Raw genomic sequence first — 21,259 nt, forward strand, 5'->3', positions numbered from 1 at the left:
ACTTTTTCTTTGGCCGATGCTTGCTTTTATTCTGCGCCGCCTGATCCAGGCCGTGATCGTGATGGTCGTGGTCGCCCTGATCGCCTTCATGCTGTTCCAGTATGTCGGCGATCCGGTGGTGTTCCTGCTGGGGCAGGATGCCTCCCCCGCCCAGATCACCCAACTGCGCGCCGACCTCGGCCTGGACCGGCCCTTCGTCGTGCAGTTCTGGCATTTCCTCGTGAATGCCGCGCAGGGTGAGTTCGGCCTGAGCCTGCGCCAGGGCGCCAAGGTCTCGCGCCTGATCGCCGAACGCTTTCCCGCGACGCTGGAGCTGGCTTTGGTGGCAGCCTTGATGGCGCTGCTGATCGGCATCCCCATGGGCGTGTATTCGGCGCTGCGCCGCGGCAGCTTCCTGAGCCAGGTGTTCATGACGATTTCGCTGCTGGGCGTGTCGCTGCCGACCTTCCTGATCGGCATCCTGCTGATCCTGGTGTTCGCCGTGGGCCTGGGCTGGTTCCCGAGTTTCGGCCGCGGCGAAACCGTGCAGATCGGCTGGTGGAGCACCGGCCTCTTCAAGGCCGACGGCTGGCACCACATCGTGCTGCCGGCTGTAACGCTCGCGGTGTTCCAGCTGACGCTGATCATGCGGCTGGTGCGCGCTGAAATGCTGGAAGTGCTGCGCACCGACTACATCAAGTTCGCGCGCGCCCGCGGCCTGCCCGACCGCGTCATCCACTTCGGCCACGCGCTCAGGAACACACTGGTCCCGGTGATGACCATCACCGGGCTGCAGCTGGGCGGCCTGATCGCCTTCGCCATCATCACCGAGACCGTGTTCCAGTGGCCCGGCATGGGCCTGCTGTTCATCCAGGCAGTGACCTTCGCCGACATCCCGGTGATGGCGGCCTACCTGTGCCTGATCGCACTGATTTTTGTCATCATCAACCTGGTCGTCGACCTGCTGTACTTCGCGGTGGACCCCAGGCTGCGCGTCGGCAACGCCGCGGGCCACTGACACCTCAGGCCGCACCTTTTTTCTCCGCTTTTTTCCCGTTTTTTACCCCGCAAGCCCTCATCCCTTCCACCAGGAGTTCCCGATGAAATTCAAGTCCAAACTGCTCTCGGCCAGCCTGCTGTGCGCCTTCGCGGCCACCAGCTTTGTCGCATCCGCGCAGACCCTGAGAGTCGCCAACCAGGGCGATTCGCTGTCCATGGACCCGCACTCGCTCAACGAGTCGCTGCAGCTCAGCGTGACCGGCAATGCCTATGAGGGCCTGGTCATCCGCAACAAGGACCTGAGCCTGGCCCCGGGCCTGGCCACCTCGTGGAAGCAGACCTCGCCGACCGTCTGGCGCTTCGAACTGCGCAAGGGCGTGCAGTTCCATGACGGCACGCCGTTCACGGCCGACGACGTGGTGTTCAGCTTCAACCGCACCCAGGCCGAGGGCTCGGACATGAAAAGCTACACCAACGATTTCAAGGAAGTGCGCAAGATCAACGACCATGTGGTCGAGATCGAAACCAAGACGCCCTTCCCCATCCTGCCGGACGTGATTTCGCTGGTCTACATGATGAGCAAGAAGTGGTGCGAGACCAACCAGGCAACCCGGCCGGTGGACCGCCGCAAAGGCATTGAAAACGCGGCCTCCTTCCGCGCCAATGGCACCGGCCCTTACCGTGTGCGCGAGCGCCAGCCCAATGTGCGCACCACCTTTGTCCGCAACGGCACCTACTGGGGCAAGATCGACGGCAATGTCCAGGAAGTGATCTACACCCCTATCGGCAACGACGCGACCCGCGTGGCCGCCTTGCTGTCGGGCGAGGTCGACGTGATGGAACCGGTGCCGGTGCAGGACATCGACCGCGTCAACAGCAATGCCGGCACCAAGGTGCTGGTCGGCCCCGAGCTGCGCACCATCTTCCTGGGCATGGACCAGAAACGCGACGAGCTGCTGTATTCAAACATCAAGGGCAAGAACCCCTTCAAGGACAAGCGCGTGCGCCAGGCCTTCTACCAGGCCATCGACATCGACGGCATCAAGAAAACCGTGATGCGCGGCGCCTCGGGACCAACGGCCCTGCTGATAGGCCCCGGCATCAACGGCTTCCAGCAGGAGCAGAACAAGCGTCTGCCCTACGACCCGGAAGCCGCGAAGAAACTGATGGTTGAAGCCGGCTACCCCAACGGTTTCGAAGTGTCCATGAACTGCCCGAACGACCGCTATGTAAACGACAGCCGCATCTGCCAGGCCGTGGCGGCCAACCTGTCGCGCATCAACGTGAAGATCAACCTGCAGGCCGAGACCAAGGGCACCTACTTCCCCAAGATCCTGCGCCGCGACACCAGCTTTTATATGCTGGGCTGGACACCGGCCACCTATGACGCCCACAACGCACTCAATGCGCTGATCGCCTGCGTGGACGACAAGGGCGCCGGTCAGTTCAACCTGGGCGCGTATTGCAACCCCAAGGTTGACGAGCTGACGAAGAAGATCCAGTCCGAAACCGACAAGACCAAGCGCAACGCCCTGATCAAGGAAGCCTTCGACATTCACGGCGCCGACATCGGCACCCTGCCGCTGCATCAGCAGTCGCTGGCGTGGGGCACGAGCAAAAAAGTCGACGTGGTTCAGCTTGCCGACAACTTCATGTTCTTCAAGTGGGTGACGATCAAGAAGTAATAGGCCCCCCTGTTGCCTTTTCGCTGCGCGTAACGGCCTCTCCCCTACAGGGGACAACAGCAGCGGCCCGGCAAAACCGGTTCCGCGCTGTTGCTGGCTGGCACGGGTCTCGCTTCACTCGCTCCTGATGACACTGACTCCACGCTCCTCCTGATGAAAAAAACCCTTGCGCGCTGGCTTGACAGTGATGTGGGCCACAGCTTTCGCACATCACCGGTTGCGATGGTGGCGGCGGCCATTGCGCTGGTCTGCATTTTTTGCTCGGTGTTTGCCGGCTGGGTGGCGCCGCATGACCCGTTCAACCTGAGCACGCTGGAACTCAGCGACGCCCGCCTGCCGCCGGCCTGGAGCGCGCAGGGCAGCTCGAAATACCTGCTGGGCACCGACGACCAGGGGCGCGACATTTTGTCTGCGCTGATGTATGGCGCACGCATCTCGCTGGTGGTGGGCTTCGCCTCCGTCCTCCTGTCCATGGCGGCCGGTGTCTCGCTGGGCCTGCTCGCGGGTTTCCGCGGCGGCTGGATTGACTCGGCCCTGATGCGGGTCTGCGACGTGATGTCCTCGTTTCCGCCCATCCTGGTCGCGCTGCTGATCGCGGGCGTGGGCCGCGCGGTGTTTCCCGACGCCAGCCAGCTGCTGGCCATGGGTGTGCTGATTTTGTCGATCTCCATGGGCCAGTCGGGCTGGGTTCAGTACGCGCGCACGGTGCGCGGCTCGACCATGGTGGAGCGCGGCAAGGAATACGTGCAGGCCGCCCGCGTGACCGGCGTGGCGCCGCTGCGCATCATGCGCCGCCACGTGCTGCCCAATGTGATGGGGCCGGTGCTGGTGCTGGCGACCATCCAGGTGGCGACCGCCATCATCACCGAGGCCACCCTCTCCTTCCTGGGCGTGGGCGCACCGCCCACCTCACCCTCGCTGGGCACGCTGATCCGCGTGGGTAATGATTACCTGTTCTCGGGCGAGTGGTGGATCACCGTATTCCCGGGCCTGATGCTGGTGCTGATCGCGCTGAGCGTGAACCTGCTGGGCGACTGGCTGCGCGACGCCCTGAATCCACGCCTCCAGTGAAACCGAATTCCACTATGAGTCTTCTGCAAATCAAGAACCTGGTGGTCGAGTTCCCCGGCCGGCGCGGCACGCTGCGCGCACTGGACGACATCTCCTTCGACATCGCGCCCGGTGAAATCCTCGGCGTGGTGGGTGAATCGGGCGCGGGCAAATCGCTGACCGGCGCCGCCATCATCGGCCTGCTGGAGCCGCCCGGGCGTGTGGCCGGCGGCCAGGTGCTGCTCGAAGGCGAGCGCATCGACAACCTGCCCCATGAGCGCATGCGCCACATCCGCGGACGCAAGATAGGAGCGATCTTCCAGGACCCGCTGACCTCGCTGAACCCGCTTTACACCATAGGCCGGCAACTGGTGGAAACCATCCAGGCCCACTTGCCGGTGACGGCGCGGGAAGCCAGGGCGCGTGCCATCGAGCTGCTCGACGACACCGGCATCCCGGCGGCCGCGCAGCGCATAGACCACTATCCGCACCAGTTCTCGGGCGGCATGCGCCAGCGCGTGGTGATCGCGCTCGCCCTGGCGGCCGAGCCCAAGCTGATCGTGGCCGACGAGCCGACCACCGCGCTCGACGTGTCCATCCAGGCGCAGATCATCACCTTGCTCAAAGACATCTGCAAGCAGCGCGGCGCCGCCGTGATGCTGATCACCCATGACATGGGCGTGATCGCCGAGACCTGCGACCGCGTGGCCGTGATGTATGCCGGGCGCATCGCCGAGATCGGCCCGGTGCACCAGGTGATCAATCACCCGTCGCATCCCTATACCGCAGGCCTGATGGCCGCGATTCCCGACATCGCGGTGGAGCGCGAGCGCCTCTACCAGATCGACGGCGCCATGCCGCGCCTGAACGCCATCCCGCAGGGCTGTGCCTTCAACCCGCGCTGCCCCAAGGCTTTTGACCGCTGCCGACAGGACAGGCCGGACTTGATGCCGGCCGGCGCCACGCGGGCGGCCTGCTGGCTGCACGATGCGCATGCGGGGGTAGCGGCATGAGTGAAATCCTGAATATCGAAACATTGCAAAGCGCAACGAGCGCGGGGGCCCCGCTGGTCCAGGCGCATGACCTGGCCAAGACCTTCGACGTATCGCCTCCCTGGTTGAACCGCGTACTGGAACGCAAGCCTCGCCTGCTGCTCAAGGCCGTCGACGGGGTGAGCTTCGAGATTGAAAAAGGCAAGACGCTGGCGCTGGTCGGTGAATCGGGCTGCGGCAAGAGCACCGTGGCGCGCCTGCTGGTGGGCCTGTATGAACCCACGCGCGGCGGCCTGACCTTTGACGGCCAGGACGCCCATGCGGTGTTCAAGACACCGGCCGGGCAGCAACTACGCAGCCGTATCCAGATGATCTTCCAGGACCCGTATGCCAGCCTGAACCCGCGCTGGACGATCGAGGACATCATCGCCGAGCCGCTGCGTGAGCACGGCATCCTGGAGGGCGGCGCCGCGCTCAAGGAGCGCGTGGGCGAGCTGCTCAAGTCGGTCGGCCTGTCGCCGCTGGACATGCCCAAGTACCCGCACCAGTTCTCGGGCGGGCAGCGCCAGCGAATCTCCATCGCGCGCGCGCTGGCCACCGAGCCCGAATTCCTGGTCTGCGACGAGCCCACCTCGGCGCTCGACGTGAGCGTGCAGGCGCAGGTGCTCAACATCATGAAGGACCTGCAGCGCACGCGCGGCCTGACCTACCTCTTCATCTCGCACAATCTCGCGGTGGTGCGCCATGTCAGCGACCAGGTCGGCGTGATGTACCTGGGCCGACTCGTGGAACTGGCCGACAAGCACAGCCTGTTCGACAGGCCGCGCCATCCCTACACACGCATGCTGCTGGACGCCATCCCCAAGATGCACGACACCGGCCGCGCCCGCACCCCGGTGTCGGGCGAAGTGCCCAATCCGCTGAACCCGCCCGGCGGCTGCACCTTCCACCCGCGCTGCCCGCACGCCAATGCGCGATGCCAGAGCGAAAGGCCCGAGTTCCTGAGCCTGGGCGGCGTGCGCGTGGCCTGCCACGCGGTTGAAGAGGGCCGGATTTAGGCATTAATGCCAGGAACCCAGGCACTGTCATGCAAAGCGGAACCGGCTTGGGTAATATGTACTCTTAGGGGACACCACCATGAAAATCATTGAATCCATCCTGGCCGGAGCGGCCGACATCGCGGCCGTGCGCCGCGACATCCACGCCCACCCTGAACTGTGTTTCCAGGAAGTGCGCACCGCCGACGTGGTCGCGCAAAAGCTCGAGTCCTGGGGCATCYCGGTTCACCGCGGCATGGGCACCACCGGCGTGGTCGGCATCGTGCACGGCCGCGACGGCGGCGCCTGCGGCCGGGCCGTGGGCCTGCGCGCCGACATGGACGCGCTGCCCATGCAGGAGTTCAACAAATTTCCCCATGCCAGCACGCAGCCGGGCAAGATGCACGCCTGCGGCCATGACGGCCACACCGCCATGCTGCTGGCCGCGGCACGCCACTTCTCGCAGAACCGGGACTTTGACGGCACGGTCTACCTGATCTTCCAGCCGGCGGAGGAAGGCGGCGGCGGCGCGCGCGAGATGATCAAGGACGGCCTCTTCGAAAAATTTCCCGTCGAAGCCGTCTTCGGCATGCACAACTGGCCGGGCGCGCCCGTCGGTACTTTCGCCGTCAGCGCGGGGCCGGTGATGGCGTCGAGCAATGAATTCAAGATCACCATACGCGGCAAGGGCGGCCATGCCGCGATGCCGCACACCGGCATAGACCCGGTGCCGGTGGCCTGCCAGATGGTGCAGGGCTTCCAGAACATCATCAGCCGCAACAAGAAGCCCGTGGATGCGGGCGTCATCTCGGTGACCATGATCCACGCCGGCGAGGCCACCAACGTGGTGCCCGACTTCTGCGAGCTGCAGGGCACGGTGCGCACCTTCAGCATCGAGGTGCTGGACCTGATCGAAAGACGCATGAAGGAAGTCGCCGAACACACTTGCGCCGCCTTCGAGGCGCGCTGCGAGTTCAAGTTCACGCGCAATTACCCGCCCACCGTCAACAGCGCCGCCGAAGCCGACTTCGCGCGCCGGGTGATGGCCGACATCGTGGGGCCGGCGAACGTGCTGGCGCAGGAGCCCACCATGGGCGCTGAAGACTTCGCCTACATGCTACAAGCCAAGCCCGGAGCCTACTGCTTTATCTCCAACGGCGACGGCGCGCACCGCGCAATGGGCCATGGCGAAGGCCCCTGCACGCTGCACAACCCGAACTACGACTTCAACGACGACCTGATCCCCCTGGGCGGCACCTACTGGGTCCAACTGGCCACGCGCTGGCTGGGCACGGCTGCCAAGGCCTGAATCCTGACCTCCAACAACAACACCATGAACACACATGCGGCTTTTTCGGCCAGCTATGCGGCTGCGCGCGCGAAATTCCTTGAGGCGGCGACCTCCGCCGGCATGGCGCTCCGCGCCTACGAACACCCGCTCAAGGGCCGTGAGGGCGAAACCCTGGCCATGGACGTGGCCCTGGACGGCTCGCCCGACGCGGCGAAGCTCTTCATCGTCAGCAGCGCCTGCCACGGCGTGGAAGGCTACTGCGGCTCAGGCGTGCAGGTGTACGCCGCGCGCGACGCCGAATGGCGCGCCAAGGCCCGCGCGGGCGGCGTGGCGGTGCTCTACATCCACGCGCTCAATCCCCACGGTTTCTCGTACGCGCGGCGCACCACGCATGAAAACGTCGACCTGAACCGCAACTTCCATGACTTCAGCCGGCCCCTGCCCGTGAATGAGGCCTACCGGGAGGTCCACGACCTGCTGCTGCCCGCGCAGTGGCCGCCGGCGGATGAGAACGAGGCCGCCATCGCGGCCTATATAGACACCCATGGCGTACCGCGCTACCAGGCGGCGGTGTCGCAAGGCCAGCATGAATACGCCGACGGCATGTTCTTCGGCGGCATCGCGCCGACCTGGAGCAACCATACAGTGCGTGAAGTGCTGCGCACTTTCGGACGGCGGGCTCAACGCATCGCCTGGATGGACCTGCACACAGGCCTGGGGCCCAGCGGCCTGGGCGAGCGTATCTTTGCCTGTGAAAACGACGCCAAAGCCCTGGCGCGCGCGCGCGCCTGGTGGGATGGTGGCGGCGCCACGCCCGTGACTTCGTTCTACGACGGCTCCTCCAGTTCGGCCCACCTGACCGGCCTGCTGTGGAGCGCCATCTCGGATGAATGCCCACAGGCCGAATACACCGGCATGGCGATGGAATATGGCACGCTGCCGATACTCGACATGATCGCCGCCCTGCGCGCCGACCACTGGCTGCACAAACATCCTGAAATGCCGCCCGAAATGCATGCGGCGGTCAGGCGCCGGATGATGGACGCGTTTTACGTCGACACCGACGAATGGCGCACGCAGATCGTGGCGCAGGCGCGCGAGGCCATGTTCCAGACGGTGGACGGGCTAGGCACACCCTGATGCCGGCACGGCGGCCCGCCACTCCACCCGAGCACGAAAGCCGCGCCATGCCGTCCGACGCCGACCTGCAACTCCAGCTCAAGCAGTTGCAGCAGCAACACCAGGCGCTGCAGGTCGACTACCGCGAGCTGCAACTTGAAAAGCAGAAGCAGGAAACCTCGGCCACGCTGTGGCTGGAGCAGCGCACCCGCGAGCTGCAGGCCGAAGCGCTGGAGCAGAAAAAAGCCGAAACCCTGCAGCGGGTGTTCTACCGCATCGCCGAGCGCGCCGCGGCCGATCTTTCCTTTTATGACTTCCTGCAATCGGTGCACGGCCTGCTGGGCGAACTGCTGTATGCGAAGAACTGTTACGTCTGCCTCTACGACGCGCAAAAACAACGCAAGAATTTCGCCTACTACGTGGACGAGCGCGACGGCGACACCCTGCAGTTGAGCGACGTGCCCTACCGGCGCGGTCTGACCGAGTTCGTGCTGAGCACCGGCCGGCCGCAGATCATCGATGCCGCGCGGCTCAAGCTGCTCGAAGCCGGCGGCCAGGTGACGGAAGGCAGCGGCGACATGACCTTCAGTTCCTGGCTGGGCGTTCCCATGCACATACGCGGCAGCATAGGCGGCGTGCTCGCGGTGCAGGGCTATGAACCGGGTGTGGCCTACAGTGATTCGGACGCGGACATCCTCTCCTTCGTGGCCAATCACGTCAGCAGCGCCATCGAGCGCTACCAGGCGCTCGACGAGCTGCGCAAATCGGAAGAGCGCTACCGCACGGTGATTGAAAACGTTGGCGTCGGCGTCGTGGTGGTGCAGGACGGCCGCATGGTGTTCGCCAACCCCAGCCTGGAACGCATCGTGGGCCATCCGCGGGAATACCTGCTGTCCCAGCCCTACACGGCGACGGTCCACCCCGACGACCTGCCGGTGATGCGCGAGCGCCACGAACGCCGCCTGCGGGGCGACGAGGTCGACGCGATGTATGGTTTTCGGGTGATCACCCAGGCCGGCGAGGTGCGCTCGCTGGAGCTCTCCGCCGTGCAGATCGAATGGGGCAAGCGCGAGGCGACCCTGATCTTCGTGGTGGATGCCACCGCCCGCCTGCAGGCCGAGTTGACCCAGCGCCAGACGCTGCAACGGCAGACCGAACTCAACGACATGAAGTCGCGCTTCATCTCGGTGGCTTCGCATGAGTTCCGCACGCCGCTGGCCTTCATCCTGTCGTCCGCGGAGCTGCTCAAGCACTACGGCGACCGCCTGCCCGAACCCGAAAAAGCCGAAGTCATCGCCACCATAGAAACCGGCGTGCAGCGCATGACCCAGATGCTGGACCGCGTGCTGCTGCTGGGCAAGGTGGAGGCTCAGATGCTGGAGTTCCAGCCAGCCGAGCTCAACCTGCAAACGCTGTGCCAGGACCTGGTCGAGGATGCCCGCATCCAGCATGCGGAGGGCGGCTGCGAGCTTGCCCTGGAATTCGAGGCCAGTCCGGCGATCGGGCTCTTCGATGAAAAGCTGCTGCGGCATATTTTCGGCAACCTGTTGTCCAACGCCATCAAATATTCGCCGCAAGGCGGGAAAGTCCTGTTCCGCGTCTTTTCTTCGGAGGGACGTGTGGCCTTTGAGGTCTCGGACCAGGGCATAGGCGTTCCGGCCGAAGAACTTCCCCACCTGTTTGAATGGTYTCACCGGGCCAGCAACGTCGGCGAAATCCAGGGCACGGGTCTGGGCCTGGCCATCGTTAAGAATTCCGTCGACCTGCACGGCGGCCGCATCGAGGTTGCCAGCACCGTGGGACAGGGCACGCGCTTTACCGTCACGATTTGAACATTCAAGTCCGGCAACGCTATAAGATGGGCCACCAGACCGGCGCTGCGGCGTATCCCGCCGGCTGGCGGCACAGGGAATATCCGCCCCCTTCAACAATGACAGCGGGGGCCCTCAACGCGAAAGAAAAATGGCGCGCATCCTGGTGATTGAAGACGAGTCCCATATACGGGACAACCTGCTGCGCTTCGTCCGGCTGGAGGGCCATGAAGGCGTCGCGGCGGCGGACGGCAGCGCCGGCCTGCAGGCGGCCAGGGCGCAGCTACCGGACCTGATTTTTTGCGACGTGATGATGCCGCAGATGAACGGCATGGAAGTGTTGGCCGCGCTTCAGGCCGAACCCGCGCTCAGGCAGGTGCCCTTTGTGTTCCTGTCGGCCAGCGCGGAGTCGGAGCGGCTCGAAGAAGCCCTGCGCCTGGGTGCCAGCGGCTATGTGACCAAGCCTTTTAACTTCGCCCAGCTTCAGGCGGTGCTCAAGCAGTATTTGCCCAAATAGGAGCGCCGCGGCTCTACAGGCCCAGCGCTTTCCAGCCCGTGTGGCCGAGTTTTTCGAGCGTCGCGATGTTCTGCTCGAAGATGGCCTCAGCCTCGGGGAATGCCTCCACGGCCCTTTCGACGCTCTCCTCGCGCAGCAAATGCAGGATGGCGAAGGGGGCGCGGTTGGTGTAGTTGCCGATATCGTCAGGCTCGGTGCCGTCAAACTGGAACTGCGGGTGGAAGCTGGCCAGCTGGATCACGCCTTCCAGGCCGTGTTCATCCACCACACCTTCGGCAATCTCCAGGAAGTCATTGAAATCCAGGAAGTCCTCGAACAGCGTGGGATGGATCAGCAGCGTGGTGTCGACCTCTTCGGCCGGCGTGGCCACCAGCAAGTCCAGTTCGCGGTCAAGTTCCTCGAGCAGGTCGTCCGCATGCCGGGCACGGCTCACCACCAGGCGCACCTGGTTCTTCACGTAGACCGCCTTGGCGAACGGGCACAGGTTGAGCCCGATCACCGCCTTTTCGAGCCAATGGCGGGTCTTGTCCAGGATCTCCTGGTCTGTCATGACAGCTCCCAAGCCTAGTGCAGGGCTTTGAAACGGACGCGCTTCGGCTTGGCACCCTCTTCGCCCAAACGCTTCTTCTTGTCGGCTTCGTACTCCTGGTAGTTGCCGTTGAAGAAGGTCCACTGGCTGTCGCCTTCGGCGGCCAGGATGTGGGTGGCGATGCGATCCAGGAACCAGCGGTCATGGCTGATCACCAGCACAGAGCCGGCGAATTCCAGCAGCGCGTCTTCGAGCGCGCGCAGGGTTTCCACGTCCAGGTCGTTCGAGGGTTCATCGAGCATCAGCACGTTGCCGCCCGCGATCAGGGTCTTGGCCAGGTGCAGGCGCCCGCGCTCGCCGCCCGACAGCATGCCGACGCGCTTTTGCTGGTCGGCGCCGTTGAAGTTGAAGCGGCCGGCATAGGCGCGGCTGGGCATGGTGAACTTGCCGACAGTCAGCATGTCCAGGCCGCCGGAGATATCTTCCCAGACGGTCTTTTCATTGGCCAGGTCGTCGCGGTGCTGGTCGACGAAGGCCATGCGCGCGGTCTTGCCGATGGCGACTTCGCCGCTGTCCGGCGTTTCCTTGCCGGCGATCAGCTTGAACAGCGTGGACTTACCCGCGCCGTTGGGGCCGATGATGCCGACGATGGCGCCCGCGGGCACCTGGAAGCTCAGGTTGTCGATCAGCAGGCGGTCGCCGAAGGACTTGCTGACGTTCTTGAACTCGATGACTTCATTGCCCAGGCGTTCTGCCACGGGGATGAAGATTTCCTGGGTTTCGTTGCGCTGCTGGTATTCGAAGTCGGAGAGTTCCTCGAAGCGGGCCAGGCGCGACTTGCTCTTGGCCTGGCGCGCCTTGGGGTTCTGGCGCGACCATTCAAGTTCCTTCTTCAGAGCCTTGGCGCGGGCTTCCTCGCCCTTTTGCTCCTGTGCCAGGCGCTCGCCCTTCTGGTCCAGCCAGCTGCTGTAGTTGCCCTTCCAGGGGATGCCGTGGCCGCGGTCCAGCTCCAGGATCCACTCGGCGGCGTTGTCCAGGAAGTAGCGATCGTGGGTGATGGCCACCACGGTGCCCGAGAAACGCTGCAGGAACTGCTCCAGCCAGTCCACCGATTCGGCGTCCAGGTGGTTGGTGGGTTCGTCGAGCAGCAGCATGTCAGGCCGTGACAGCAGCAGGGAGCAAAGGGCGACCCGGCGTTTTTCGCCGCCCGACAGCACGCCGATCTTGGCGTCCCAGGGCGGCAGGCGCAGCGCGTCGGCGGCGATTTCAAGCTGGTGCTCGGAGTCGGTGCCTGCCGTGGCGATGATGGCCTCCAGGCGGGCCTGCTCGGCGGCAAGCGCCTCGAAGTCGGCATCGGGCTCTCCGTAGGCCGTGTACACAGCTTCGAGCTGGGCCTTGGCGGCAAACACCGCGCCCATGCCGGCTTCCACGCTTTCGCGCACCGTGTGCTCGGGGTCCAGCTTGGGTTCCTGCGGCAGGTAGCCGATGTTCAGGCCCGGCATGGGGGTGGCTTCACCTTCGATTTCAGTGTCCAGGCCAGCCATGATCTTGAGCAAGGTCGACTTGCCGGAACCGTTGGTGCCCAGCACGCCGATCTTGGCGCCCGGGAAGAAACTGAGCGACACCTCCTTGAGGATGTGGCGCTTGGGCGGCACGATCTTGCCGACCTTGTTCATGGTGAAAACGTACTGAGCCATCAGGATTAACTTTGGTAAAAATGAAAAACAATGCAGGAAAATGGGCTGCTTGCCGCCTGTAAATACTATTTTTGCAGGCTATCAGCAGGCTTTCTTGCGGGCTGGAACGACACGCCGCGCCTGGGCGCAAACGCCTTTTGGCAAGGCGTGATTTATGCGTGAATGCCCCCATTATCGTTGCTGTGCGACAATACAGGGGTTGCTGGCTCCAGTTGCCTACAACATTTGGGCACATCCGGGTACCGCTTCAAGTGGCTGCTTACGATGTTTTCGGCCCACTTTCTGACCCCATCTGCCTTTGACTGGCGGGTTGCCTTCCAGCAAGGCACCCAACAGGCCGATCTAAAGCGCCACACGGCGCAACATCATGACATTTGAAGAATTGAACCTGGCCCCGGCCATTCTGAAGGCCGTGCTCGAGCAGGGCTACGACACCCCCACCCCCATCCAGGCCCAGGCCATCCCCGCCGTGCTCAAGGGCGTGGACCTGCTGGGCGGCGCCCAGACCGGCACCGGCAAGACCGCTGCCTTCACCCTCCCCCTGCTGCAGCGCCTGTCCACCGAAGCGCGCCTGACCAACCGCCGCGGCGTCAATGCCGTGCGGGCCCTGATCATGACCCCGACCCGCGAACTCGCGGCCCAGGTCGAAGAAAGCGTGCGCACCTACGGCAAATACACAGACCTCACCTCCATGGTGATGTTCGGCGGCGTCGGCATGGGCGCCCAGATTGAAAAACTGCGCCGCGGCGTCGACATCCTGGTCGCCACCCCCGGCCGCCTGCTTGACCACGCGAGCCAGGGCACGCTGGACCTGAGCCAGGTGCAGATCCTGGTGCTCGACGAAGCCGACCGTATGCTGGACATGGGCTTCATCCACGACATCAAGAAGGTGCTGGCCCTGGTGCCCAAGCAGAAGCAGTCGCTGCTGTTCAGCGCGACCTTCAGCGATGAGATCCGCGAGCTGGCCAACGGCCTGCTCAAAAACCCCGAATCCATCCAGGTCACGCCGCGCAACACCACGGTGCAGCGCATCACGCAGACCATCCACCCCGTCGGGCGAGCCAAGAAAAAAGCGCTGCTGACCCACATCATCAACGAGCACAACTGGAGCCAGGTGCTGGTGTTCACCCGCACCAAGTTCGGCGCCAACAACGTGGCCGAGCACCTGACCAAAAACGGCATCCCCGCGATGGCGTTGCACGGCAACAAGAGCCAGACCGCCCGCACCCAGGCCTTGGCCGATTTCAAGAGCGGCACGATCCGCGCCCTGGTGGCCACCGACATCGCCGCCCGCGGCATCGACATCGACGAGCTGCCGCACGTGGTGAACTACGAAATCCCCAACGTCAGCGAAGACTACGTTCACCGCATCGGCCGCACCGGCCGTGCCGGCAACAGCGGCGAAGCCGTCAGCCTGGTCTGCCTCGATGAGGAAGGCTTCATGCAGGACATCGAGCGCTTCACCAAGCAGAACATCGAAAAAGTCATCGTCCCCGGCTTTGAAGCCGAAGCCGGCGAACGCGCCGAACCGCTGGCCATGGGCCGCCAGACCATCTGGGGCGGCCTGGGTAAACCGCCAAGCCGCGACGTGATGCAGGCAGCGGCCAAGGCCGCCCGCACCGAGATGATGCAGCGTATCCGCGACACCAAGGGCGCCCAGCCCGCGCGCGGCGCAGGCGGCGGTAATGGTGGCGGCAATGGCGGCGCGCGCGGACGCGGCCCCGCCGGCGGCGGCAACGGTGGTGGCGGTAACGGCGGCGGCGGCCGCGGTCCCCGCACGCCCAATCCCGGCCAGCCACGCCAGGCTTCGGGCTACTCACAGAACGGCCAGCCGCCACGCCAGCAGGCGCAGCGCCCGCCGCGCGACGACCAGCAGCCGCGCGCGCCCCGCAATGAGTCAAGGGAGCCACGCAATGACTTCGACAACCAGCAACCCGCCAGCCACGCCTCCTCAGGCTTCCCATCCTCCGGCCAGCCCACGGGCGGCAACCGCGGCAACTACCGGGGCGGCAACCGCTCCGGCGGTGGCGGCGGCTCGGGTGGCGCTGGTGGCCGGGGCAACGGGCCTCGTCGGCCGGGCGGTCCTGGCTCGTTTACTGGCCGATAAGCACTATTCGGCGGTCCACTGCGTGGGCCGTCGCGCACCAGCCCAGCGCGACCTCAAGCTGGCCGTGCACCTGGCGGACTCTTTCGCCGGATTCACCGCACCGCCGGTGGACGACGTCTTCATCGCCCTGGGCACCACCATCAAGACAGCCGGCAGCCGCGCGGCTTTCAGGGCGGTGGATTTTGATGCCGTGCTGGCCGTAGCCCGAGCCGGCCGCATTGCCGGCGCCACGCGGCTGGGTGTGGTCAGCGCCATGGGCGCAGACTCCCATTCCGTCCTCTTCTACACCCGTGTCAAAGGCGAAGCCGAAGAAGCGCTCTCGCAGCTCGGTTTTTCCACGCTGGTGGTGGTGCGGCCGTCCTTTCTGGCGGGCGACCGGGAATCCCTGGGTCAGCCCACGCGCGGCGGTGAAAAGCTGGCAATGGGCCTCTCAAAATTTCTCAACCGCGTGATACCGCTCAACTACCAGTCCATTTCGGCGGAACGCGTCGCGCACACGCTGGTCGAGGAAGTGGCTACTCGCCAGGGCCACCACGTGATCCTCTCAGGCGAAATGCAGCAGCGTTAAGCCCGGTTCTCACCGGTTCAGGCCGCCTTGAGCTGTTTGGCCGGATTGCTCAGCTTAGGCAAACGGCGCCGCGAGCCGAGCACCAGTTCGATATCCTCGTGCGCACCGTCAATCAGCACCAGAATCGCTTTTTCGGCTTTGGCCGGGTTGCGGGCGATCACCGCATCGAGCACCGCCCGGTGCAGCGGTAGCGAACGCTTGGGCCCGTCCTTGCGGACAGTGGAGATTTCAAAACTGGTGCGCAGCAAGGCGCTGAGCGCCTTGCTCATCTGGACCAGCATGCGGTTGTGCGCGGCACGCAGCAGGCCCTGGTGAAAACGCAGGTCGTAGGTGACGTAGTCACCGCCGCCTTCCACGGCACGCTTCATGCCCGCATAAGCGTCCTCGATCCCGGCGATTTCTTCCGCAGTGGCGCGCTCGGCGGCCATGCGCACGGCGGCGGGTTCGACCAGGCGCCGCAGCTCCAGCAGGTCGCGTAAAAATTCGGGCGTGATGCCGGCCTTGGCCTTCCAGGCGATGACGTCAGGGTCGAACCAGTTCCAGTGCTCCTCGGTCAGCACGCGAGTGCCCACTTTGGGCCCGGTGGTGACCAGGCCTTTGGCGATCAGCGACTTGACCGCTTCGCGCACCACCGTGCGGCTCACGCCCAGTTCCTCGCAGAGCACCGGCTCCGGCGGCATGGACATGCCGGCGGTATAACGCCCCGCGACGATGGCTTCCCCGATATGGTCAACCGTGTTGCCGTGGACGTTTTTCATGGTGGCCATGGTGTCGCCTTAACCCCGCAAGAACAACGTGACCAGCGGGTCCGGCCCTACCTGGCAGCTCCAGTGGCCGTGCAGTGCCGGGTCAAAAGTGGCGCCGGCCGGCAGCACGTCGGCGGAATAGAAATGCTGGCCCGGCTTGAACACGCGGGAGACGCCTCCCTGCAACCCGATTTCCATCTCGCCGCCCAGGATGAACACCCATTGCGGGTTCGGCGTGCAATGGAACTGGCTGCGAAAACCCAGCGGGCTGTGGCGCAGCTGGTAGCCGCCCGAGGCGAACAATTCGGACAGCATGGCCTGCGGCGAGCCTTCGCCCAGCGGTATGGCCTCTTCCCGGAATTTGGCCCGGCCGTCGGTATCGGTGTAGAGAATGACTTTGGAGAAAACGGTCACAAGGGACTCCGGTGAATGGATGTAAAAAGCAAGCGCCCCATCAGGCTTCGCCGCCAAAGGCGATTTGCACCTTCATGGATTGGCGTTTGTCGCCGGCGAGTGTAAAGGCATGCGTGGCCTGGTCGAAAGCGACGATGTCGGTGATCACGGGCCGCCCGTCAATGAGCCGCTGGTTCAGGAAGGCCACCGCGACGGCGAATTCGGGATGAAAGCGGAAGGTGCCGCGCAACTCCAGCTCCTTGGCGACCAGGGTGTTGAGCGGCAGGGAGACGTTGCCGCCCAGGCCCACCGTCACGATGACGCCGCGCGGCGCCACCACGTCCAGGCCCGCGACCAGGGCTTTCTCATTGCCCGAGGCCTCAAACATTACGTCGAACTGGCCTTTCCCGGCGGCAAACGCCGCCAGGCCGTCCGGTTCCTGGGCCAGGTTGATGGTCTGGTCCGCGCCCATCTTTTTGGCGCAGGCCAGGGGAAGCTCGGCGATGTCGGCCGCAACGATGCGGGCCGCGCCCGCGCGGCGCAGGCCGGCGATCAGCAAGGCGCCTATCGGGCCGCAGCCGGTCACCAGCACCTGTTTGCCGAACACCGAGCCGGCCCGCGAAATGGCGTGCAGGCCTACCGACAGAGGCTCGGCCAGCGCGGCCTCGGACAAAGGCAGGTCGTCGGCCACGGGATGCGCCTGGGCAGCCTCGATGACCAGGGTTTCGCGGAAAGCGCCCTGGATGTGCGGGAAACGCATCGCGCTGCCGTAAAAGCGCATGTCCATGCAGTGGTTGTGCAGGCCTTGCTGGCAGAAGCGGCAGGCACCGCAGGGCCGCGAGGGTGAAATCGCGATGCGCTGGCCGGCGCGCAGGCCGCCGACCTCGCTCCCGACCGCCTCGATAACGCCCGACACCTCGTGGCCCAGCACCATGGGTTCCTTGATACGCACGGTGCCGAAACCGCCGTGCTGGAAGTAGTGCAGGTCGGAACCGCAAATCCCGCCGAAAGCCACCCGCACACGCAGCTGCTGCGGACCGAGGTGTTCGGCATCCAGTGCGTCAAGGCGCAGGTCTAGGGGCGCATGACAGACAAGTCCACGCATGATGTTTCTCCCTGGTTGCGCGGGACGGCGGCTTCACAGCGTCGCCGTCACCCCGCCGTCGACATATAAAACATGGCCGTTGACAAAACTGGAGGCATCGCTGGCCAGGAACACGGCTGCGCCGGCCAGCTCGGCCACCTCACCCCAGCGCCTGCTGGGCGTGCGCCCCGTGAGCCAGGCGCTGAACTGTTCGTCGGCTACCAGTTTTTCGGTGAGTTCGGTCTTGAAGTAGCCCGGGCCCAAGCCGTTGACCTGGATGCCGTAAGGCCCCCAGTCGATCGCCATGCCCTTGGTCAGCATCTTCACCGCGCCCTTGCTGGCCATATAGGGCGCGATGTTGGGACGCCCCAGCTCGCTCTGCACCGAACAGATGTTGATGATCTTGCCCTTGCCGCGCCCTATCATTTTCCGGGCGACCGCCTGGCCGACAAAAAAGACGCTGTCGACATTGGTGCGCATCAGCTCATGCCAGTCCTGCGCCGGGAAATCCTGCAAGGCCATGCGCTTTTGCATGCCGGCGTTGTTGACCAGGATGTCGATGCCGCCCAGGGTCGCTTCAATGTCGTCCACAGCCGCCTGCACCGCGCCGGCCTGGGTCACGTCAAAACCGCTCGTATGAACTTCCAGGCCCTCATCGCGCAGCACACTGGCCGCCTGCGCCAGCCTGGCGCTGTCGCGGCCGTTGAGCACCAGGCGGGCACCGGCCTGCCCCAGGCCGCGCGCGAGCGCCAGGCCGATGCCGGCCGAAGACCCGGTGACCAGCGCCAGGCGCCCGTCAAGCCTGAAAGTGTTCACGACCATGGGCGGCCTCAGTCCAGCCGGGCGCCGCTGGCGTCGTCAAACACGTGGGTTTTGCCGGCCGCGATTTCGAGGTGCACGATCTCGTCCGGGCGCACCGCCGTGCGGCCGTGCATCACCAGAATGACCTTGGCGCCGTTCACGTCGAGCAGCAGTTCGGTCTCAGCGCCGGTGGGCTCCACCACGATGACCTTGGCCGGGATGCCCTGCCCCGTCGCGGACAACGACAGGTCGCCGGGCCGCACGCCGTAGTGCACGGATTGCCCGTCCTGCGCCTGCGCGATCGCGCCTATGGGCCACTGGTGGCCCTGGGCTTCGACCCAGGCCCGGCCGCCGTCCTTGCGCAGAACGCCCTTGAAGACGTTCATGGCGGGCGAGCCGATGAATTGCGCGACGAACAGGTTGCCGGGCCGGTCGAACAGTTCCAGCGGCGTGCCGATCTGCTCGATGATGCCGTCATGCATCACCACGATGCGGTCGGCCATGGTCATGGCTTCGATCTGGTCGTGCGTGACGTAAACCGTGGTGGTCTTCAGCCGCTGGTGCAGGGCCTTGATCTCGGCACGCATGGCCACGCGCAGCTTGGCGTCCAGGTTGGACAGCGGCTCGTCGAACAGGAAGACCTTGGGGTCGCGCACGATGGCGCGGCCCATGGCCACGCGCTGGCGCTGCCCGCCCGAGAGTTCGCGCGGGAAACGGTCCAGCAACGGGTCCAGGTTCAGGATGCGGGCCGCGTCGCCGACGCGCTTGTTGGTGAGTTCGGCATCGGCCTTGCGCAGCTTCAGGCTGAACGCCATGTTGTCGCGCACCGTCATGTGCGGGTACAGGGCGTAGCTCTGGAACACCATGGCGATGTCGCGGTCCTTGGAGTCGAGCTCGTTGATGACCTTGCCGTCGATCGACATTTCGCCGCCGCTGATTTCCTCCAGGCCGGCCAGCATGCGCAGCAGCGTCGACTTGCCGCAGCCCGAAGGCCCCACCAGCACGACGAATTCGCCGTCGGAAATGTCGAAGCTGATGCCATGGATGATCTTGACCTTGCCGAAGGCCTTTTCAATATTGCGAAACGATACAGAAGCCATGTTTGGTATTTCCCGGGATCAGCTTTTCACGGCGCCGGCTGTGAGGCCGGACACCATGTAGCGTTTGAAAGCGTAATAAATTGCCGCCGGAGGCAGCGCGTAAATCAGGCCCGTGGCCATCAGCAGTTCCCACGGCGAGTCGTCAGCGGCGAGGAAATTACCCAGGGCCACCGCCAGCGTCACGCTGGTGTCCCTGGACAGCAGCAGGAAAGCGTAGAGGTATTCATTCCAGGCCAGCAGCAGCGCATAGGTTCCGACCGCCACCAGCGAGGGCACCATGAGCGGCAGGTAGACCAGCCGGAACAGTTGCATGGCCGTGGCGCCGTCCATCTTGGCCGCCTCGTCGAGTTCGTAAGGCAGTTTGTCGGAGGCCTGCTTGAGCACCCAGATGCAGTACGGCGAGGCGATGGTCACCATGGCCAGGATCAGCGACCACTGGTGGTTCAGCAAGCCGTAGTTGCCCATGGTCTTGTACATGGGAACAGCCAGGAAGGCCGCAGGGATGAAGTAGGTGAAGAGCGCCATGTTCATCACCGTGCGGCCGCCGCGCACCTTGAGGCGGCTGATGGCAAAGGCCGCGGTGGTGGAGACCACCAGCGTCAGCACACCCACCGACAGCGCAATCACCAGCGAGTTGCCGAGCTGCTCCCAGAAGTGGTCGAGGTAAAAATGCTTTTGCCAGAACACCGTTTCGAAGTTGTCCAGCGTGGGCTTTTTGGGCCAGAGCCGTCCGGTGGTGGCTTCGTTGCGCGGCGAGATCGCGAACAGCACCATGTGGTAGATCGGGATCAGCGTCCAAAGCAGGACCGGGATACCGATCAGCAGCAGCCGGGCCTCCCGGCTTACGGTACGCAGTGTGACGCGGCTCATTTGGACAACCTTTTCATCATGAAATACACCAGCGGCAGCACCAGGGGCAGGGCCACGACGATGGAGGCCAGGGACAAATCGACCTGGTCCAGCCGCAGGTAACGGATGCCCAACGTGGCCAGCACGTGCGTGAGGTCGGCCGGCCCGCCGCCCGTGAGCAGGTAGACGCTGTTGAAGTCGCCCAGCGTCCAGATCATCGACAAGATGGTCGAGGTCAGGTACAGCGAGCGCATCGACGGCCAGGTGATGAAGCGGAACTTCTGCCAGATCGTGGCACCGTCCACCGACGCGGCCTCGTATTGCTCGGCCGGTATGGCCATGCGGCCGGCCAGCAGGATCAGCGTCCAGAACGGCAGGGACTTCCAGATGTGGGCCAGCATGGAGAAGGACAGGGCCAGCGTCGGGTCATTGAGCCAGTTCGGCCCGTCTATGCCGGTCAACTTGAAAATCAGGGTGTTGATGACGCCCCACTCGGGGTTGAGCATGAAGCGCATCGACAAAATGGTCGGAATGGAAGGCACGGCCCAGGGCAGGATAAAAATCACCGACAGCGCCTTGATCCACCAGCGCGTGTTCAGGAAAAATCCCGACAGGAACAAGGCCACCGCCATCTTGATGTTCACCGCCACGACGATGAACACCACCGTGTTGACCAGCGAGCGGAAAAAAATCGGGTCGGCAAACAGCCTGACATAACTCTCCGGATGGCGTGCCAGCCACAGGCCGTAGCCCACCGGGTAGATGACAAAAACCAGGAAGATCAGCAGGTAGGGAACGACCAGCGCGAGCCCCCACTTCTCCCACGAAGTCATGGCGGCGCGTTCGGCGCGCACGGAAGGGGCGGCCTGTTGGATGGTTGCAGTGCTCATGCTTTGCTTTGTTGA

Annotated in this window: 20 protein-coding genes; 11 read left to right on the forward strand and 9 right to left on the reverse strand. The window is 64.7% G+C overall.

What is annotated here, in order from left to right; genetic code table 11:
- The first annotated feature begins 16 nt into the window (after nt 1-16).
- From AC1D1Y_RS14550 to AC1D1Y_RS14590, 9 genes are all read left to right on the forward strand, one after another.
- Nucleotides 17-997 carry an ABC transporter permease gene (locus AC1D1Y_RS14550; protein ID WP_477655238.1) on the forward strand — a complete coding sequence of 327 codons (981 nt, stop codon included), beginning with the start codon at nt 17-19 and terminating at the stop codon, nt 995-997.
- A gap of 82 nt (nt 998-1,079) precedes the next feature.
- Nucleotides 1,080-2,663 carry an ABC transporter substrate-binding protein gene (locus AC1D1Y_RS14555; RefSeq protein WP_477682943.1) on the forward strand — a complete coding sequence of 528 codons (1,584 nt, stop codon included), beginning with the start codon at nt 1,080-1,082 and terminating at the stop codon, nt 2,661-2,663.
- A gap of 153 nt (nt 2,664-2,816) precedes the next feature.
- Complete coding sequence (locus AC1D1Y_RS14560; RefSeq protein ID WP_477682944.1) at nt 2,817-3,734, forward strand: ABC transporter permease; 918 nt, start codon at nt 2,817-2,819, stop codon at nt 3,732-3,734.
- 14 nt (nt 3,735-3,748) lie between these two features.
- Entirely contained in the window at nt 3,749-4,726 is a 978-nt protein-coding gene (locus AC1D1Y_RS14565) for an ABC transporter ATP-binding protein (protein WP_477682945.1), read from the forward strand.
- The gene (locus AC1D1Y_RS14570) at nt 4,723-5,763 is read left to right on the forward strand and encodes an ABC transporter ATP-binding protein (RefSeq protein ID WP_477682946.1); all 1,041 of its coding nucleotides are present in this window, start codon (nt 4,723-4,725) and stop codon (nt 5,761-5,763) included. Before AC1D1Y_RS14565 ends, AC1D1Y_RS14570 begins: the two co-directional genes overlap by 4 nt.
- Nucleotides 5,764-5,842: 79 nt before the next feature.
- Complete coding sequence (locus AC1D1Y_RS14575; RefSeq protein WP_477682947.1) at nt 5,843-7,051, forward strand: M20 aminoacylase family protein; 1,209 nt, start codon at nt 5,843-5,845, stop codon at nt 7,049-7,051.
- 24 nt (nt 7,052-7,075) lie between these two features.
- Nucleotides 7,076-8,173: a M14 family metallopeptidase gene (locus AC1D1Y_RS14580; RefSeq protein WP_477682948.1), complete on the forward strand. Its 1,098-nt coding sequence runs from the start codon at nt 7,076-7,078 to the stop codon at nt 8,171-8,173.
- 47 nt (nt 8,174-8,220) lie between these two features.
- Entirely contained in the window at nt 8,221-9,984 is a 1,764-nt protein-coding gene (locus AC1D1Y_RS14585) for a sensor histidine kinase (protein ID WP_477682949.1), read from the forward strand.
- Between the two features lie 130 nt (nt 9,985-10,114).
- Nucleotides 10,115-10,480, forward strand: coding sequence for a response regulator (locus tag AC1D1Y_RS14590; RefSeq protein ID WP_477655230.1), 366 nt, complete (start codon nt 10,115-10,117; stop codon nt 10,478-10,480).
- A gap of 13 nt (nt 10,481-10,493) precedes the next feature.
- On the opposite strand, the gene AC1D1Y_RS14595 is transcribed toward AC1D1Y_RS14590, so the two are convergent.
- Nucleotides 10,494-11,030: a DUF1415 domain-containing protein gene (locus AC1D1Y_RS14595; protein ID WP_477682950.1), complete on the reverse strand. Its 537-nt coding sequence runs from the start codon at nt 11,028-11,030 to the stop codon at nt 10,494-10,496.
- A 14-nt stretch (nt 11,031-11,044) separates the two neighbouring features.
- On the reverse strand, nt 11,045-12,706 hold the full coding sequence (ettA, locus tag AC1D1Y_RS14600) for an energy-dependent translational throttle protein EttA (protein ID WP_477682951.1): 1,662 nt from the start codon (nt 12,704-12,706) through the stop codon (nt 11,045-11,047).
- A gap of 367 nt (nt 12,707-13,073) precedes the next feature.
- On the opposite strand from ettA, the gene AC1D1Y_RS14605 reads away from it, so the two are divergent.
- Together AC1D1Y_RS14605 and AC1D1Y_RS14610 are read left to right on the forward strand one after the other, a co-directional pair.
- On the forward strand, nt 13,074-14,813 hold the full coding sequence (locus tag AC1D1Y_RS14605) for a DEAD/DEAH box helicase (protein WP_477682952.1): 1,740 nt from the start codon (nt 13,074-13,076) through the stop codon (nt 14,811-14,813).
- Complete coding sequence (locus AC1D1Y_RS14610; RefSeq protein WP_477682953.1) at nt 14,755-15,381, forward strand: NAD(P)H-binding protein; 627 nt, start codon at nt 14,755-14,757, stop codon at nt 15,379-15,381. The genes AC1D1Y_RS14605 and AC1D1Y_RS14610 overlap by 59 nt, the downstream gene beginning before the upstream one ends.
- Before the next feature lie 17 nt (nt 15,382-15,398).
- Here the strand turns inward: AC1D1Y_RS14610 and AC1D1Y_RS14615 are convergent, their stop codons facing one another.
- Genes AC1D1Y_RS14615 through AC1D1Y_RS14645 form a run of 7 tightly spaced genes read right to left on the reverse strand, consistent with a single transcriptional unit; the run spans nt 15,399 to nt 21,244 of the window.
- Complete coding sequence (locus AC1D1Y_RS14615; RefSeq protein WP_436153711.1) at nt 15,399-16,148, reverse strand: FadR/GntR family transcriptional regulator; 750 nt, start codon at nt 16,146-16,148, stop codon at nt 15,399-15,401.
- Nucleotides 16,149-16,157: 9 nt separating this feature from the next.
- The gene (locus tag AC1D1Y_RS14620; RefSeq protein ID WP_477682954.1) at nt 16,158-16,541 is read right to left on the reverse strand and encodes a cupin domain-containing protein; all 384 of its coding nucleotides are present in this window, start codon (nt 16,539-16,541) and stop codon (nt 16,158-16,160) included.
- A 40-nt stretch (nt 16,542-16,581) separates the two neighbouring features.
- Nucleotides 16,582-17,625 (reverse strand): L-idonate 5-dehydrogenase, encoded by a 1,044-nt coding sequence (locus AC1D1Y_RS14625; protein ID WP_477682955.1) that lies wholly within the window; start codon nt 17,623-17,625, stop codon nt 16,582-16,584.
- Nucleotides 17,626-17,658: 33 nt separating this feature from the next.
- The gene (locus AC1D1Y_RS14630; protein ID WP_477678025.1) at nt 17,659-18,426 is read right to left on the reverse strand and encodes an SDR family oxidoreductase; all 768 of its coding nucleotides are present in this window, start codon (nt 18,424-18,426) and stop codon (nt 17,659-17,661) included.
- 8 nt (nt 18,427-18,434) lie between these two features.
- Entirely contained in the window at nt 18,435-19,505 is a 1,071-nt protein-coding gene (locus tag AC1D1Y_RS14635) for an ABC transporter ATP-binding protein (RefSeq protein ID WP_477682956.1), read from the reverse strand.
- Between the two features lie 18 nt (nt 19,506-19,523).
- Nucleotides 19,524-20,375: a carbohydrate ABC transporter permease gene (locus tag AC1D1Y_RS14640; protein WP_477682957.1), complete on the reverse strand. Its 852-nt coding sequence runs from the start codon at nt 20,373-20,375 to the stop codon at nt 19,524-19,526.
- Nucleotides 20,372-21,244 carry a carbohydrate ABC transporter permease gene (locus tag AC1D1Y_RS14645; protein ID WP_477682958.1) on the reverse strand — a complete coding sequence of 291 codons (873 nt, stop codon included), beginning with the start codon at nt 21,242-21,244 and terminating at the stop codon, nt 20,372-20,374. The genes AC1D1Y_RS14640 and AC1D1Y_RS14645 overlap by 4 nt, the downstream gene beginning before the upstream one ends.
- Nucleotides 21,245-21,259 lie beyond the last annotated feature (15 nt).

The organism is Polaromonas sp. P1_G1, from assembly GCF_056405595.1.